This window comes from Noviherbaspirillum sp. L7-7A (assembly GCF_019052805.1).
Taxonomy (GTDB): Bacteria; Pseudomonadota; Gammaproteobacteria; order Burkholderiales; family Burkholderiaceae_D; genus Noviherbaspirillum_A.
On the sequence record NZ_JAHQRJ010000001.1, the window covers coordinates 1,043,085 to 1,059,408 of the forward strand.

The 16,324-nt window shown below is 66.1% G+C and carries 12 protein-coding genes and 1 riboswitch; of the genes, 10 read left to right on the forward strand and 2 right to left on the reverse strand.

Going from position 1 to position 16,324, the window contains the following annotated elements; genetic code table 11:
• The first annotated feature begins 102 nt into the window (after positions 1-102).
• Together KTQ42_RS04770 and KTQ42_RS04775 are read left to right on the forward strand one after the other, a co-directional pair.
• Complete coding sequence (locus tag KTQ42_RS04770; RefSeq protein ID WP_217344461.1) at positions 103-930, forward strand: IclR family transcriptional regulator; 828 nt, start codon at positions 103-105, stop codon at positions 928-930.
• Between the two features lie 42 nt (positions 931-972).
• Positions 973-1,368: riboswitch (cobalamin riboswitch) on the forward strand.
• A gap of 118 nt (positions 1,369-1,486) precedes the next feature.
• Entirely contained in the window at positions 1,487-3,358 is a 1,872-nt protein-coding gene (locus KTQ42_RS04775; RefSeq protein WP_217344462.1) for a TonB-dependent receptor, read from the forward strand.
• 18 nt (positions 3,359-3,376) lie between these two features.
• Here KTQ42_RS04775 and KTQ42_RS04780 read toward each other — a convergent pair whose 3' ends face one another.
• Positions 3,377-4,366: a sensor domain-containing diguanylate cyclase gene (locus KTQ42_RS04780; protein WP_217344463.1), complete on the reverse strand. Its 990-nt coding sequence runs from the start codon at positions 4,364-4,366 to the stop codon at positions 3,377-3,379.
• Positions 4,367-4,630: 264 nt separating this feature from the next.
• On the opposite strand from KTQ42_RS04780, the gene KTQ42_RS04785 reads away from it, so the two are divergent.
• From KTQ42_RS04785 to KTQ42_RS04805, 5 genes are read left to right on the forward strand one after another with little or no spacing between them, the layout of a single operon-like run.
• Positions 4,631-5,875, forward strand: coding sequence for a GTP cyclohydrolase II (locus tag KTQ42_RS04785; protein WP_217344464.1), 1,245 nt, complete (start codon positions 4,631-4,633; stop codon positions 5,873-5,875).
• Positions 5,872-7,074, forward strand: a complete 1,203-nt coding sequence (locus tag KTQ42_RS04790; RefSeq protein ID WP_217344465.1) for a URC4/urg3 family protein — start codon at positions 5,872-5,874, stop codon at positions 7,072-7,074. Before KTQ42_RS04785 ends, KTQ42_RS04790 begins: the two co-directional genes overlap by 4 nt.
• Before the next feature lie 17 nt (positions 7,075-7,091).
• Positions 7,092-7,724 (forward strand): uracil phosphoribosyltransferase, encoded by a 633-nt coding sequence (gene upp / locus KTQ42_RS04795; RefSeq protein ID WP_217344466.1) that lies wholly within the window; start codon positions 7,092-7,094, stop codon positions 7,722-7,724.
• Positions 7,725-7,737: 13 nt separating this feature from the next.
• Positions 7,738-8,379, forward strand: coding sequence for a TetR/AcrR family transcriptional regulator (locus KTQ42_RS04800; RefSeq protein ID WP_217344467.1), 642 nt, complete (start codon positions 7,738-7,740; stop codon positions 8,377-8,379).
• 30 nt (positions 8,380-8,409) lie between these two features.
• Positions 8,410-9,687 carry an amidohydrolase family protein gene (locus KTQ42_RS04805; RefSeq protein ID WP_217344468.1) on the forward strand — a complete coding sequence of 426 codons (1,278 nt, stop codon included), beginning with the start codon at positions 8,410-8,412 and terminating at the stop codon, positions 9,685-9,687.
• 169 nt (positions 9,688-9,856) lie between these two features.
• On the opposite strand, the gene KTQ42_RS04810 is transcribed toward KTQ42_RS04805, so the two are convergent.
• On the reverse strand, positions 9,857-10,183 hold the full coding sequence (locus KTQ42_RS04810; protein WP_217344469.1) for a hypothetical protein: 327 nt from the start codon (positions 10,181-10,183) through the stop codon (positions 9,857-9,859).
• A 235-nt stretch (positions 10,184-10,418) separates the two neighbouring features.
• Here KTQ42_RS04810 and KTQ42_RS24215 point away from each other — a divergent pair, with 235 nt between their 5' ends.
• The 3 genes from KTQ42_RS24215 to KTQ42_RS04825 all read left to right on the forward strand — a co-directional run bounded on the left by KTQ42_RS24215 (position 10,419) and on the right by KTQ42_RS04825 (position 16,302).
• Complete coding sequence (locus KTQ42_RS24215) at positions 10,419-12,104, forward strand: methyl-accepting chemotaxis protein (RefSeq protein WP_217344470.1); 1,686 nt, start codon at positions 10,419-10,421, stop codon at positions 12,102-12,104.
• Between the two features lie 137 nt (positions 12,105-12,241).
• Positions 12,242-13,444: an ABC transporter substrate-binding protein gene (locus tag KTQ42_RS04820; RefSeq protein WP_217344471.1), complete on the forward strand. Its 1,203-nt coding sequence runs from the start codon at positions 12,242-12,244 to the stop codon at positions 13,442-13,444.
• A 2-nt stretch (positions 13,445-13,446) separates the two neighbouring features.
• Positions 13,447-16,302: an ATP-binding protein gene (locus tag KTQ42_RS04825; RefSeq protein ID WP_217344472.1), complete on the forward strand. Its 2,856-nt coding sequence runs from the start codon at positions 13,447-13,449 to the stop codon at positions 16,300-16,302.
• Positions 16,303-16,324 lie beyond the last annotated feature (22 nt).

Genomic DNA, 16,324 nt, shown 5'->3' on the forward strand with positions numbered 1-16,324 from the left:
GCAGTGAAACAGTGTTTCGCAAAACTGGCGAATGTGCTAACGTCATCCCACCATTTCAAGCAGAGCCGCCTGCCAACCGGCGCGATGCGGCCTTTCCAGATCATGAGCACTTCCTCACTTCCCGTCACCGACGACAGCCTCGACCCGGCGGACGACAGCGTCCGCCTTGGCGAGGACCGCTATTACATCACCGCACTGGCACGCGGTCTCGAGGTGCTTTCCTGCTTCCGTTCCGGCGACAGGTCGCTGTCGAACCAGCAGATCGCCGAACGCTGCGGCCTGCCCAAGTCCACCGTCACCCGCATTACCTACACCCTGACCAAGCTTGGCTACCTGGTGCAGCTGCCGGACGGCGGCCGGTTCGCGCTGGGCAATGCCACGCTGGCGCTGGGCAGCGCTACCCTGGCGCGGATGGACGTGCGCCAGCTGGCGCGGCCGCTGATGCAGGAACTGGCCGAGTTCTCCGGCGCCACCGTCGCCATTGCGGTGCGCGACAAGCTGTCCATGATTTACGTCGAGGTGTCGCACAGCACGGCAGCGCTGGCGCTGACGCTGCAGGTGGGTTCGCGCATTCCGCTGGCGACCTCGGCGATCGGCCGCGCCTATATGGCGCGTGCCAGCGAGCAGGAACGGGAAGAGATACTGAACCGCGCCCGCGAGCTGGACGACCAGGCCTATGCGAATGTGGTGACTGGCCTTGAGCGAGCCCTGGCCGACGACCGGGAATATGGCTGCGCCACGTCCTTCGGCGACTGGCAGAAGCATGTCAATGGCATTGCTGTGGGTTTTCGCCCGGTCAGCGGCAATTCGGCGATGGCCATCAACTGCGGCGGGCCATCGACCACGCTGTCGCAGGAATTCCTGCTCAACGAGGTGCGGCCAAGGCTTCTGGAGCTGGCGCAGCGGCTGGAAGTAAGCGCGGTGCGCTGATGTCCGGTTCGTTTTTGCAATTGCCCTAAGTCCGCGGTCTCCGTACAATTGCGCCGTTCTGGTGCCCGCGGACCTGCCCAGGTCCGCAGTTAAACGGGAAACACGAAGTCCGCGCCGTCCTTTCACGGCGCGTGTCCAGCGTGTGCTGCCCCCGCAACGGTAAAGCAAGCGCCGCAGCAATGCGGCTGGCCTTATTCAAAACCACTGTGCAAAGAGCGTTATTGGCCTGACCAGCTTGTCGACACCGGCCAAATTGGCCCCGGCACTGCGTTGCGACTTCTCGCCGTAGCCCCGCTACGACTCGTCGCCGCGCCTTGTTCCGGGGGCAATTTGGCTCGGTCTCGCCTAAGCCAGTCAAGCCGACAACGCTCTACGGTATGGGAAGGTGAAAGGTCGGTCTTGTCAGCCCGGATACCGGCCAGAACAGGTGGAAGCAGTCCATGCGACTGCACGGCCGAAGGCAAGCACCGTCCTTCCGTCGCGCAGGCTCCGGCCCTGTCTTCCGTTCCATCCGGCCCGCGGGGAAGCAGGCCGGTTGCCCTTTCGCACTCCAAACATGACTTCGACTCGTACTCCGGACGTGGGCCTGCTCCACGCGCCTCTCATTGCAGCCGCCATTGCCGCTGCCTTTCCCCTGACCGCCCTGGCCCAGCAGACCGACGCCGCATTGCCGGCAGTGCAGGTCACCGCCACCCGTACGCCACAACCGGTGCGGGATGTGCTGACGGATAACGTCGTGATCACCGCGGAGCAGATCGCCGCTTCGGGCCAGACCAACCTGGTCGACTTGCTGCAGCAGCAGCGCGGGCTGGAGGTGTCGCGCTATGGCGGGCCGGGCACTGCCGCCTCGGTATTCCTGCGCGGCTCAGGCAATGCGCAGAACGTGGTGCTGGTCGACGGCGTGCGCATCGGGTCGTCCACCCTGGGCGGCGCCACCTGGTCGGCGCTGCCGCTGTCGCAGATCGACCGGATCGAGATCGTCTATGGTCCGCTGTCGACGATGTATGGCGCCGATGCGGTCGGCGGCGTGGTGCAGATCTTCACGAAGAAGGGCGAACGCGCACCGAGCCTGACCGTGGGCGCTGGCCTCGGCAGCTACGGCACCCGCAACCTCGAAGCCGGCCTGTCCGGCGCCACGGGCGGCGAGCATGCTGTCAGGTACTCGGTCAATGTGGCGCGCGAACGGGCCGAGGGCTTTTCCGCGACCCGGCCGCAAAGCTTTTCCTATAACCCTGACAAGGATGGCTATACCCGCGAAAGCGCCAGCGGCCAGCTGGGAATGGATCTCGCCAAGGGCCACGAGATCGGACTGACCTTCCTGCACAGCCGGCTGGAGGGCGAATACGATGCCGGCCCGTCCACCGTGAACGACCGCTCGATCAGCCATGTCGGCGCTTATTCCCTGTACAGCCGCAACCAGCTGCTGCCCAACTGGACCAGCCTGCTGCGCTTTTCCAGCGGCCTGGACAAGGCCAGGGATATCGCCAGCTTCGGCATCGACACCGCCAAAACCAGGCAGGACGCGTTGACCTGGCAGAACGACATCACGATCGGCAGCGACCTGGCGCAGGTCGTGCTTGAGCGCCGCATCGAGCATGTCGACTCGAGCAACTTCAACGCCGACAGCCGCGCCACCAACTCGATTGCCGGAAGCTACCAGATGCGCCGCGGCGCCCATCTGGCCAGCGCCAGCCTGCGCAACGACGACAGCTCGCAGTATGGTTCGAAAACCACCGGCAACCTCGGCTATGGCTATCGCATCACGGAGGCGCTGCGCGTCAATGCCAGCGCCGGCACGAGCTTCAGGGCGCCAACCTATAACGAGCTGTACTTCCCCGGCTATGGCGTGCCGACCAATCGTCCGGAACGCGGCCGCAACGTGGAAGCGGGCATCTATTACGAGAAAGGCAGCGACCGTTTCAGTGCGGTGTATTACCGTAACCGCGTATCCGACCTGATCGTCTATGCCGCTGAATGCCCGGTATCGGCGCAAAACTACCCGTTTGGCTGTGCCTACAACGTCAACCAGGCATTGCTGACCGGTGTCACGCTGGGTGCATCGACCCGTTTCGGCCCGTACACGCTGCGCGGCTCGCTGGACTTCCAGAATCCACGCGACGAGACCACCGACCTGCTGTTGCCGCGCCGCGCCAGAAGGCATGGCACCGTGGCGCTGGAGTATGCCGCTGGCGCGTTCTCAGGCGGCGTGGAAACCCGGTTCGCCAGCCAGCGCTATGACGACAGCGCCAATACCACTTCGCTGGGCGGCTATGCCTTGCTGAACCTGTATGCCAGCTACCAGGTCAACCGCGACTGGTCGGTGTATGGCCGCTGGAACAACATGCTCGACAAGAACTACGAGCTGGCAAGCGGCTATGCCACCGCCGGCTCGAATGTGTTCGTCGGCATCCGCTACACCCTGCGCTGATGGCCTGAGTCGGTTTTTCTAGGATCCAGACCGGCCGCCGTCGCCGGGCGCGCCCGGCACGCCCGCGGCACCGAGCTTGGCGTTGTACATCCGGATGTCGGCAATCCTGACGGCATTGGACAGCGAGCCGCTGGCCAGGCGCATCGCATGGCCGATGCCGGCGCGGATGCCGGCATCGGCCAGCGCCTGGCGGATCTTTTCCGCGGCCTGGGCGCCCTGTTGGGCGTTCACGCCGCGCAGCAGCACGGCAAAGCGGGCCGGGCCGACCCTGGCCAGGCCATCCTGCTCGCGCACATGGTCCTTGAGCACATGGGCAACCCGGTTCAGGGTATTGTCCCAGTCCACCGAACCGGCGCCGTCGGCGCTGTTTTCCGGTTCGTTCAGTTCCACCATCATCGCCAGCGCGTCGGCGCCTTCCTGCTTCAGCGCCGTTTCCTCTTCCTCCAGCAATACCTGCCAGCCGTGATGGTTAGGCAGGCCGGTCAGATGGTCGATGCTGGCCGGCGGCCGGACCCTGGCCGGCGCCGAACGCTGATCGTCGAGCTTGAAGGAATGGGCGACCAGGGTATTGATGGTGCGGGAAATGGTCTTGACCAGCTGCCGCTGGGCGGCGGTGAACGGCGGCATTGGCTCGGGGTGGATGCCGCAGATGGTGCCCAGCAGCTCGCCCCGCCATGACAGCATCGGGTAGCCGATATAGGCGCCGATCGGAATCGCGGTTCTCACCGGGGCCTCGGCCAGCACCGGGTTGGCGGCGGCATCCTCGGCAAAGCAGCAGCCGTAATGCTCCAGCACCCGAATGCACAGGGTGTCGGGCCAGGGAAAGCTGTCGCCTGCCCTGACCCGGTTCTGGGTGTCGTCGGCCTGGATCACGGTCCATGAATTGCCTGCCAGCCGTCCCACCATCCACAAGCGCATCGGCGCCACCAGGCGCAGGCAACCCAGCAGGGCAGGCAGGGATTCCTGCAGCGAGGCGTAGGGAAGCATGGCATCGATAGGCACTTTCATTGCAACTCCTTGCGGCGCTGCGGATGGCGCCGCGGTCTCCGGTCATCTTTTTTGCTGGGGCGTCCTGCACCGCCATGACCCACCTTAACGCATTGGCTCCCCTTGGGGGTGCGCCGCAACCCGCATCCGGCCTGCGGTGGGTCAAGACTGCGGTGTTTTCCGGCCAAAATTTCCAGGCACACAAACTGCTAACAGGAATAAACTTGACCGTGCAGTCAGGATTTATGTTCGTTGTACGGCCACACTCACCGAGGAGTCGCATCCATGTCCGCCCATATAGTTTTGACGTCGCATACACCCGGCCGAGGCGACAAGGCCGCCCATACCATCCGCTGGGGCGCGGCCACGCCGCAGGAGCGCGGACCCATTGTCGCCAGCGTCAGCGCCGGGCAGCACCGCAATGCCATCGGCACCCATTCCGGCGCCTATGCCATCTACCGGGCGCTGGCGGTGGCCTCCGGCAACCTCAACCGCGACCACCGGCCTGACTTCACCGATACCACGCCGGCCGAGTCGGTCGGCCCCCATCCGCAGTGGGCCGATGCCGGCAAGATCGTCTCGCTCGATCCGTATGGCCACATGGTGGCCAGCGCCTTCGAGAAGGAAATCGCCGCCGGCCTCGATATCCGCCCGACGATCGCCATCACCAAGGCGCATATCAACATGCCCGAGCTGCGCGCAGCCATCGAGGCCGGCCGCCTGAAGCCCGATGGCGAGATCCTGTTTGACAATGGCGACGCACGGGTCACCAAGGCCGCCATCGATCCGGTCTGGTATCTGCCGGGCCTGGCGGAGCGCTTCGGCATCAAGGAGAGCGCCCTGCGCCGCAACCTGTTCGAGCAGACCGGCGGCATGTTCCCGGAGCTGGTCACGCGGTCGGACCTGAAGGTGTTCCTGCCGCCGATCGGCGGCATGACGCTGTACTGCTTTGGCGACATCGAGCAACTGGGCAAGCCGGAAACCCGGGTCGCCTGCCGCGTGCATGATGAATGCAACGGCTCGGACGTGTTCGGCTCCGATATCTGCACCTGCCGGCCGTATCTGGCCCATGGCATCGAGGTCTGCATCGAGATGGCGCAGCAGGGCGGCGTTGGCCTCGTGATCTACAACCGCAAGGAAGGCCGGGCTCTGGGCGAAGTGACCAAGTTCCTGGTCTACAACGCCCGCAAGCGCCAGGTCGGCGGCGACCGCGCCGAGACCTATTTCGCCCGCACCGAATGCGTGGCCGGCGTGCAGGACATGCGCTTCCAGGAACTGATGCCGGACGTGTTCCACTGGCTGGGCATCAAGCGCATCGACCGCTGGGCATCGATGAGCAACATGAAGCATGGCGCGCTGGTGGAGCAGGGCATCGAAGTGGTGGAGCGGGTGCCGATTCCGGACGAGCTGATTCCGGCCGATGCCCGCGTGGAAATGGATGCCAAGGTGGCCGCCGGCTATTTCTCGACCATTGCGCCGGTCAGCATCGAGGAACTGGCCGTGCCCAAGGGCAGGGGGCTGGCCGAATGAGCGGCGCCGCTTCCTCCCTGCTCAGCGCGCAGGCGGTGCGCAGCCATTGCGCGCAGATCATGCGGCTGGCCGAGCGCGATGCCGCACCGTATTTCCGCTGGCATCCGGAGCAGCTGCCGCGGGCGGCCGCCTATGTCGCCGACACCATACGCCAGCGCTATCCCGACCTGAGCGTGCCTTACCACAGCCGCTGGCGGCATTTCGAGGCGGGCGGCATCGACCGCTGGCAGGCGCTGGCCAACGCTGTTCCGATGGATGCCGCCGAGCGGGCGCGGGTGCGCATCGACCTGGTGATACCGAGCGTGCTGCTGGATGCAGGCGCCGGGCCCGACTGGCATTACGACGATGCGGCCGGCGGCATGCGGCTGGCGCGATCGGAAGGCTTGGGCGTGGCGAGCCTGGCGCTGTTCGCCGGCGGCGCCTTGTCGGCCGATGCCGCGCAGCCGCTGCGCACCGATGCGGCCGCATTGGCCCGCTTCGACGCCGCCGCGCTGGCACGGGCTTTTCAGGTGGCCCCGGACAATCCGCTGGTGGGACTGGAAGGCCGGGCCGGCCTGCTGCGCCGTCTGGGCGAGGTGATGGCAGGTGCGCCGAAGCTGTTCGGAAGCCCGGCGCGCCTGGGCAACCTGTATGACAGCATTGCCGCGCGAGCCGACAATAACCGCATCGAGGCGGGCGCCGTCCTGAAGCTGCTGCTCGATGCCCTCGGGCCGGTGTGGCCGGGGCGGCTGACGGTGGACGGCGCCAATCTTGGCGACTGCTGGCGCCATCCCGGCACCGACGACGGCCTGGTGCCGTTCCACAAGCTGACCCAGTGGCTGACCTATTCGCTGCTGGAGCCGCTGGAGGAAGCCGGCCTGGCCGTCACCGGCCTGGACCAGCTGACCGGCCTGCCGGAATACCGCAATGGCGGCCTGTTGCTGGACTTTGGCATAATCACGCCCCGCGACCCTTCCTTCACCAGCCGCCTCTTGAGCGTGGACGAGCCGGCGGTGGTGGAATGGCGGGCACTGACCGTGATGGCGCTGGACCGGCTGGCCGATGCGGTGCGCGACGAGCTGGGCGTGACGGCGGCGCAGTTTCCGCTGGCCCGCATCCTGGAAGGCGGCACCTGGGCGGCCGGCCGCCGCATCGCCGCCGAGCGCCGCCCGGGCGGCGCACCGCCGGTGCGGATCGATAGCGACGGCACCGTGTTTTAACCTTTAAAGGACATCCGATGAATCCGGACTTCACCCTGATCACGCATCCGCTGATCCAGCACAAGCTGACCTTCATGCGCAGCGAGAACACCACCACCGACAACTTCCGCCGCCTGCTGCGCGAGATCAGCCAGATGCTGGCCTATGAAGTCACGCGTGACCTGCCAACCGAGCTGATCACCATCAACACGCCGCTGGCCACCATCGAGTCGCCCATCATCAGCGGCAAGAAGCTGTGCCTGGTGTCCATCCTGCGCGCCGGCAACGGCATGCTGGACGGCATGCTGGACGTGCTGCCGGCGGCCCGCATCGGCCATATCGGCCTCTACCGCGATCCGGAAACCCTGGAGCCGGTCGAGTACTACTTCAAGATGCCGGACGACATCGGTGCGCGCCTGGTGATCGTGGTCGATCCGATGCTGGCCACCGGCAATTCCGCCATTGCCGCACTGAGCCGCCTGAAGGAAAGCGGCGCCACCAGCATCAAGTACGTCTGCCTGCTGGCTTCGCCCGAAGGACTCGCCGCATTGCGCGCCGCCCATCCGGACGTGCCGGTGGTGGCGGCGGCGCTGGATGAACGACTGAACGAGCACGGCTATATCGTGCCGGGCCTGGGCGACGCCGGCGACCGCATGTTCGGCACCCGCTGACGGCCTGCGCGGCATGGAAGGCGCGGTGGCCGGGCCCGGGGAAAAGGGCAAGGGCCGCATACGCCTTGCCAACGAGGCCGACATCCTGCAGGCGGCAGAGCAGGTGTTTGCCCGCGCCGGCTATGCCGGCGCCACCATGGCCGAGATCGCCGAGCGCGCCGGCATCCCGAAATCCAACCTGCATTACTACTTCGGCACCAAGCGCGAGATCTACAGGGCAGTGCTGACGCATATCCTGGCGCTGTGGCTGGCGCCGACCGACAGCATCCGCGAGGATAACGATCCCGGCGTAGCGCTGTCGGACTACATCGAGGCCAAGATGCGCCTGACCGCCACCCATCCGGATGCCTCCCGGGTATTCGCCAACGAGGTGCTGCACGGCGCCACCGAGATCGGCGACATCCTGCGCGGCGAACTGCGCGCACTGGTGGCGCGCAAGGCGGCCGTGATCGAGCGCTGGATTGCCGACGGCAGGATGGCGCCGGTCGATCCGCGCCACCTGTTCTTCACCATCTGGGCCGCGACCCAGACCTATGCCGACTTCGAGGCCCAGGTGTGCGCCGTGCTGGATGTGGGACAGCTCGATGACCCGCAGATCGGCGCGGCAACGCGGCATCTCAAAACCCTGCTGCTGCGCGGCTGCGGCCTGGCGTAGGCACTTGGGCACCAACAACAAGGAGCAAGCATGCTGGATCTGCTGATCAGGAATTGCACCCTGGCCGACGGCCGCAACCGGCAGGACATCGGCATACGCGACGGCCGCATCGTGGCGCTGGAAGCCAACCTGCAGGCCGATGCCGGGCAGACCATGGACGCGGCCGGGCAACTGGTGACGGCGCCTTTCGTCGATGCGCACTTCCATATGGATTCCACCCTGTCCTATGGCCTGCCGCGGGTGAACCAGTCCGGCACGCTGCTGGAGGGCATTGCGCTGTGGGGCGAGTTGAAGCCCGCGCTGGCGCAGGAGGCGCTGGTGGAGCGGGCGCTGGCCTATTGCGACTGGGCGGTGGCCAGGGGATTGCTCGCCATACGCAGCCATGTCGACATCTGCGACGACCGGCTGCTGGCGGTGGAAGCCCTGCTGCACGTGAAGGAAAAAGTGCGGCCCTATCTCGACCTGCAGCTGGTGGCCTTCCCGCAGGACGGCCTGCTGCGCTCGCCGAATGCCATGCGCAACCTGGTGCGTGCGCTGGACATGGGCGTGGATGTGGTCGGCGGCATACCGCATTTCGAGCGCACCATGGCCGACGGCGCGGAATCGGTGCGACTGCTATGCGAGCTGGCCTGCGAGCGTGGCCTGATGGTCGACATGCATTGCGACGAAACCGACGACCCGCTGTCGCGCCATATCGAGACCCTGGCCTACCATGCGCAGCGGCTGGGCATGCAGGGCAGGGTGACCGGTTCGCACCTGACCTCGATGCATTCGATGGACAACTACTACGTCTCCAAGCTGCTGCCGCTGATGCGGGAAGCCGGCGTGGCCGCCATCGCCAACCCGCTGATCAACATCACCCTGCAGGGCCGCCATGACAGCTATCCCAAGCGGCGCGGCATGACCCGGGTGCCGGAACTGCTGGCGGCCGGGGTGCCGGTGGCCTTTGGCCATGACTGCGTGATGGACCCGTGGTATGGCCTGGGCAGCGGCGACATGCTGGAAGTGGCGCACATGGGCCTGCATGTGGCACAGATGACCGGGCAGGAAGCGATGAAGCAATGCTTTGCGGCCGTCACATCAACCCCTGCCGCGATCCTCGGCCTGGAAGCCTACGGCCTGGCGCCGGGCTGCCGCGCCGACCTGGTGCTGCTGCAGGCGCGCGACCCGGTAGAGGCGATCCGGCTGCGGGCGACGCGGCTGGCGGTGCTGCGTGGCGGCAAGCTCATTGCCAGTAGCCCTCCGGCCGTGGCGCGGCTGGACTTGTCAGGAAGGCCGAAGACCACCAGCTTCCAAATTCGCCTCTAGGTGCAGACCTTTGGACTGTTTGCTGTGCCTGCTGACTGATAGCTGTCGATACGGATTTGCAAGCGGGTCACAGGCTACCTTGTTGCGGCTCTGAATGCCTTCTGCACGTCACGGGCTGATGAATGAAGGAATGATTTCAGCGCCGGCAACAACAGATATGGCATGCATTTCAAGGGCCAAGGCCGCGCCAGGTGTCTTTCAACTCGCCCAAGTCGTGCAATTTCTGCGTAGTTTCGTTGTATTTTTTCAGAATTCTGTCGCCCTCGGATTTGCTGTTCCCATGACGTAGATAAGCAGCACGCAGCCGCCGTTCCTCGCGGAGCAAGTTATCGACTTCCGTACTGGATGCTCCGTTAATTTGTTCGAGGTCCTGCGTGTCCAGTACATGGTTGCCATGGTTTGCCTCTTGAGTGGAGCCGAAGGAAGTTGTCATGCCTCGACCGCCTGGGCTCGTGATTTCCTTTGGGAAGCTGTCATATGCTGGTTTTTTCATCATGCTTTCCTTTTTTTGCCAAAAAGTCTGCGCGTCAGTGAACTTGACTTTGCTTCCTCCCTATACAAAGCGCACCGGAATTGAATGATGTGTTCCGTATAAGGCACGATGGTTCATTAAACGCCCAAAAATATGGCAGACGGCTTGCTTGTTGACGGACGAAAAAGAAACTCTTCGCTCAAGTTTCAATGTTTCCAACCGATAACATCGGTGTCCTATACCAATAACACCGATAGCCATGCTCAAGAACATCACCATCAAGAGTCGCCTGATCTTTGTCCTCGCCTTTCTCTGCCTGCAACTCGTCGTCGGCGGGGTGATCGGCATCGTCAGCCTGAAGTTCGCCAATGACGACATGGAGACGCTGTACCACGACCGCCTGGTCGCCATCAGCGAACTCAATAGCGTGGCGGGCCTGATGAACCGCAACCAGATCCTGCTGGCGCGGGCCATGACGGCCGACTCGGCCAAGGTCGGCAGCCTGATGTCCGAACTGGAAACCAACCGCAAGCAGGCGGATGCTCTGTGGACAGCCTATGCCAAGGCGCCGAAGCAGCCGGAGGAGCAGAGGCTGGCCGGCCAGTTCGCCGCGGCGCGCAAGGCCTATCTCGACGACGGCCTGGTGCCGGCGGTGCAGGCGGTGCGCGGCGATGACACCGGTCATGCGATCGAGCTGCTGCATGGCCCGGTGTCGACGCTGCTGGTGCCGATGCAGGCAGCGATCGATGCGCTGATCAGTCAGCAGTCGGACGGCGCGAAGGCCGATTTCGAGCGCAGCCAGAATGTCTATGTCTGGGTGCGCAATACCTGCTCGGCGGCGGTGCTGTTCGGCATGCTGCTGGCCGTCTTCATCGGGGTGCGCCTGGTGCGCGCCATCACCGGTCCGCTCGATGAAGCAGTGCGCATCGCCAGCGCAGTGGCTTCCGGCGACCTGACCCAGAACATCCCGGTGCGCGCCAATGACGAGACCGGCAAGCTGATGCAAGCCCTGAAGTGGATGAATGACAGCCTGGTCGATATCGTTGGCCGGGTGCGCACCGGCACCGACACCATCGTGTCGGCATCGGGCCAGATCGCGTCCGGCAACCTCGACCTGTCCTCGCGCACCGAGCAGCAGGCGTCGTCGCTGGAGGAAACCGCGTCGGCGATGGACGAGCTCAATTCCACCGTGCGCCAGAACGAGGACAATGCGCGCCAGGCCAACCAGCTGGCGCTGGCCGCATCCGATGTCGCCGTCCGGGGTGGCGCCGTGGTGTCGGATGTGGTGCAGACCATGGGCGCCATCAATGCCGCCTCGCACCGCATCGCCGACATCATCAGCGTCATCGACGGCATTGCCTTCCAGACCAACATCCTGGCGCTCAACGCCGCGGTGGAGGCAGCCCGCGCCGGCGAGCACGGCCGCGGCTTTGCCGTGGTCGCAAGCGAGGTGCGCAGCCTGGCGCAGAAGAGCGCCTCGGCCGCGCGCGAGATCAAGGCCCTGATTACCGATTCTGTCAGCCAGGTCGAGGGCGGCACGAAGCTGGCCCAACAGGCCGGCGCCACCATGGAGGAAGTGGTGGCCAGCGTGCGCCGCGTCACCGACATGATGGGCGAGATCAGTTCCGCCAGCGCCGAGCAGAGCGCCGGCATCGGCCAGGTCAACGACGCCATTACCCAGATGGACCAGGTGACCCAGCAGAATGCCGCACTGGTCGAAGAGGCGGCCGCGGCTGCCGGCGCGCTGCAGGAACAGGCGCAGCATCTGCTGACGGCGGTGCAGGTGTTCCGCCTGCATGGCGGCCAGGCTGTGGCGTCGCCGGTTGTTCCCGCCACCGCTGCGCCTGCCCGCCAGGCCATGCCCGCCCGGGCGTCACGCACCGAGCCCCGCCTGCCGGCGCCAGCGAGTACCCCGGCTGCCGGCGGAGACTGGGAAGAGTTCTGATGTGCCTGCGCGGCGCCGCACGGCGCCTTGCCGATTTCTTTCCGCCCTGCGGCCAGCCTTGCCAAGTAGCTTGAGTGTTTCGTATATCGTCGAAAAGCATTTCACATAGAATGCCCTTCCGGATTGCGGATGAGCCTATGTGTGTTTCTTTCTTGGCAATGCTGACGCGCATGCTGCGCGCTGTTTTCTCCTTGACCTTCCTGCTTGCCATGCCAGCGCACGGCGCCGGCGGACCGGTGCTGGTGGGCTTGGATGCCGAATTCGGCCTGGACAACAGCATCTCGGCCCAGGCAATCGAACTCGGCATGCGCGCGGCCATTACCGAGATCAATGCCGCCGGCGGCGTTCTGGGCGGACGCAAGCTTGAACTGGTCACCCGCGACCATCGCTCGATTCCCGCCCGCGGCATACGCAATATCCGTGAACTGGCCGCGACGCCCGACCTGGTTGCCGTGTTTGGCGGCCGCTTCAGTCCGGTGCTGATCGAGCAACTGCCGACACTGGCGGAGGCGCGGCTTCCCTTCATGGCGGTCTGGTCTTCCGCCGACGCGATCATCGATAACGGCACCGATCCCAACTACATGTTCCGGGTGTCGCTGCGCGACAGCCTGGCCATGCCCCACATGCTCAAGAGCGCGGAGCGGCGCGGCTACACCCGCATAGGCCTTCTGCTGACCAATACCTCCTGGGGCCGCAGCAATGAAACCGCGGCAATGCTGCATGCAGGCGCCGGCAAGGCACGGGCCCGCATCGTCGGAACCGCCTGGTACAACTGGCGCGACAGCACGCTCCTGCCCGGCTACCAGCGCTTGCGGGACGCCGGCGCCCAGGCCATCGTGCTGGTGGCCAATGATGACGAGGCGGCCATCCTGGTCAGGGAAATCGCTGCGCTGCCGGCGGCGCAGCGCCTGCCCATCTTCAGCCACTGGGGCGTGACCGGCAGTGACTTCGTTGGCCAGGCGGGACCCGCGCTGCAGCAGGTCGACTTCACCGTGATCCAGACATTCAGCTTTTTCCAGGCCGACCCGAAGGTGCTGGAAGGATTCATGAAAACGCTGGCCGCCATCTCGCCGATACGGCGCATCGACGACATCCGCGCGCCGGTGGGCGTGGCCCATGCCTACGATGCGATGCACCTGCTGGCGCGCGCCATCACGAAGGCCGGCAGCACCGAACGGCCGGCGGTGCGCGATGCGCTGGAACGGCTGGGCAGCTACCGTGGCCTGGTTCGGCTTTATCAGCCGCCTTTCACCAAAGACCGGCACGAGGCCCTGGGCCCGGAACAGCTGCTGATGGCCCGCTTCCGGGCTGACGGCGCGCTGGTTCCGGCCGGGAACTAGGCATGCTGTTTGGCCGCCTCGCCGCCGGCAGCCTGGCACGGCGCTTTGCGTTTTCATCCGCCGCGCTGGCCGCCGCCGCCTTGCTCCTGACGCTGCTGGCTTCCTGGGCGCTGGTGGCCCAGCAGCATGCCAGGGGCCTGGCGGCGCTGCATGCGAAGGAAATGGACTTCCATGCCACCAGCGCGCGCGGCTCGCTGCGCGGCATTGCGGTGCGGCTGGAAGAGCTGTCGCAAAGCGCCATCCTGGCCAATGCGCTGGTCGACAGCGCCGGCCGCGAGACCTATCTCAAGCCTTATCTGAACGGCGCGCGGCAGGTCAATGGCGTGCCGGTGCAGCTGATGCTCAGCGACTTCGAGGGCGAGCTGATCGCGCAAAGCGCCGGCGCGCGTTTTACCGCGAATGAACTGGCCTGGTTGCGGCGCCAGCTGGCGGCCGGGCAGGATGCCGCCACGACCCGGAACGGCGCGGACGGGCCGGAACTGCTGGCGGTGCATCTGCTGCGCTATTCACGCACCCGCACGCCCGAAGGCGCGCTGCTCTACAAGCTGCGCCTCGCCGACGTCGAGCGCGATGCCGGTCTGGCGATCGTGCCCGGACCGCCGCAGGGAATGGCCGCGGCCGACCTGCGCCGCATCGAACTGCCGCCCCTGATGAACGGCCTCGGCCTCCACCTGGTGCGCGACAGCGCGCCGCCAGCGGACTATGGCGCGCTTCTGCCGCATTACGCCGTGATCCTGGTGGTGGTGCTGGCGCTGACGACGGCGGTATTGCTGCTGGGCTCGCGCCTGGCGCTGGCGCTGACCCGCGACCTGCGGCGGCTGGAGCAGTTTTCCAGCAGCGTCGTGCGCGACGGCTTCGGCATGGGCCGCGTCGAAGTGCGCGGCAGCCGCGAGGTGGCCAGCCTGGCGGTATCGATCAACCACATGCTCGACCGGCTGCATGAGCAGCATGCCCAGCTGCGCAACGAGAACGAGAAATTCCATCAGCTGGCTGACACGATACCCCAGCTTGCATGGATCGCCGACGCACACGGCCGGGTCGAGTGGTACAACGACCGCTGGTATGCCTATACCGGGCTGAGCGGGGAGGCGGCCGCGCGCGATGGCTGGCGCCAGGTCGCCGACGCGGCGGAACTGCCGGCCATCGACAGCCAGTGGCAGGCCGGCATCGAACGCGGCGAGCCATTTTCCCTGACCTTTTCGATGCGCGGCGCGGACGGCCGCCTGCGGCGCTTCTTCACCCAGCTCGCGCCGCTGCGCGATGCCGGCGGCAGGCTGGTGCAATGGTTCGGCACCAATACCGACCTGTCGCCGCTGGAACAGGCCCAGCAGGCCATGCGCCGGAGCGAGGAACGGCTGCGGGAAAGCCTGCTGGCGGCCAACATGGCCGCCTGGCGCTGGGACCTCGACAGCGGCGTCACCCGGTTCTCTGAAAACGCGGCATCGGTATTCGGCCCGGTCTGGGAACAGGCCAGGCACGATGGCGGCGAGATCGACAGCTGGCGTTTCCTGCCGGCGGCCGACCAGGCACGGTTGCGGGCAATCGCGGAGGACGCGCTGTCGCGCGGCGATTCCTACCGTTGCGAGATCGAGCTGCCGGACACTGCCCCCGCCGCGTGCCGCTGGATCGAGGTGCGCGGCAAGGCCGACAGCGATGCGCCGCGCAGCAGCAGCGGCATTGCGCTCGATGTCAGCGAGCGCAAGCGGGCCGAGCTTGCGCTGCGCCTGGCGGACCAGCGCAAGGATGAATTCCTCGCGATGCTGGCGCATGAATTGCGCAATCCGCTGGCGCCGATCAGCAGCGCGGTCAAGATCATGGAACTGCTGGCGCCGGACGCGCCGCCGCAGGTGCAGAAGGCGCGTGAAGTCATCGACCGCCAGGCGCGCCACCTGGCGCGGCTGGTGGACGACCTGATGGATGTGTCGCGCATTTCCACCGGCAAGATCGTGCTGCGCGACGAGCAGGTCGACCCGGTGGCCATGGTCCAGCGCGCCATCGAAATGAACCGGCCGCTGCTGGAAGCGCGCGGCCACCAGCTCATCACCCATGGCCTGTCGGAGCATACGCTGCCCATGCTGCGCGGCGACTCCACCCGGCTCACGCAAGTGATCGGCAACCTGGTCAACAATGCCGCCAAGTATACAGAGGCCGGCGGCCGCATCACCGTCAGCCTGGAACGGGAAGGTGGCTGGCTGGTGGTCCGGGTGGCCGACAATGGCATGGGCATGTCGCCGCAGATCCTGCCGCATGTGTTCAATCTCTTTTTGCAGGCAGAGCGTTCGCTGGACCGCTCGCTGGGTGGACTGGGCATCGGGCTGTCGGTCGTCAAGCGCCTGACCGAGCTGCATGGCGGCACGGTCGAGGCGCACAGCGCCGGCGAGCGGCTCGGCAGCGAATTCGTGGTCCGCCTTCCGGCGGATGGCGCCGCAGCGCCGCCGGTACCTCCTGACGCGCTGCCCAGCGTGCCGACGCTGGCCCGACGCATCCTGGTGGTGGACGATAATCGCGACGCCGTCGATGCGCTGGCCATGATGCTGCGCCTGAACGGCAGCGATGTCGAAGTCGCCTACGACGGTCCGTCCGGCCTGGCGACCGCGCAATCATTCCGCCCTGACGCGATCGTGCTCGACATCGGACTGCCCGGCATGGACGGCTATGAAGTCGCGCGCCGCCTGCGCGCGCGGCCGGAGACAGCCGACAAGCTGATCGTGGCCGTCACCGGCTATGGCCAGAAGGAAGACCGCGAACGGGCCCATGCGGCGGGCTTCGACCACCATCTCGTCAAGCCGATCGAATCGGAAACCCTGATCCGGCTGCTGGCCGCGCCGCGTGGCATGGCGGCGGCTTCGAAGGCCTGAAGCGCAACAGCATGGCCGGCGC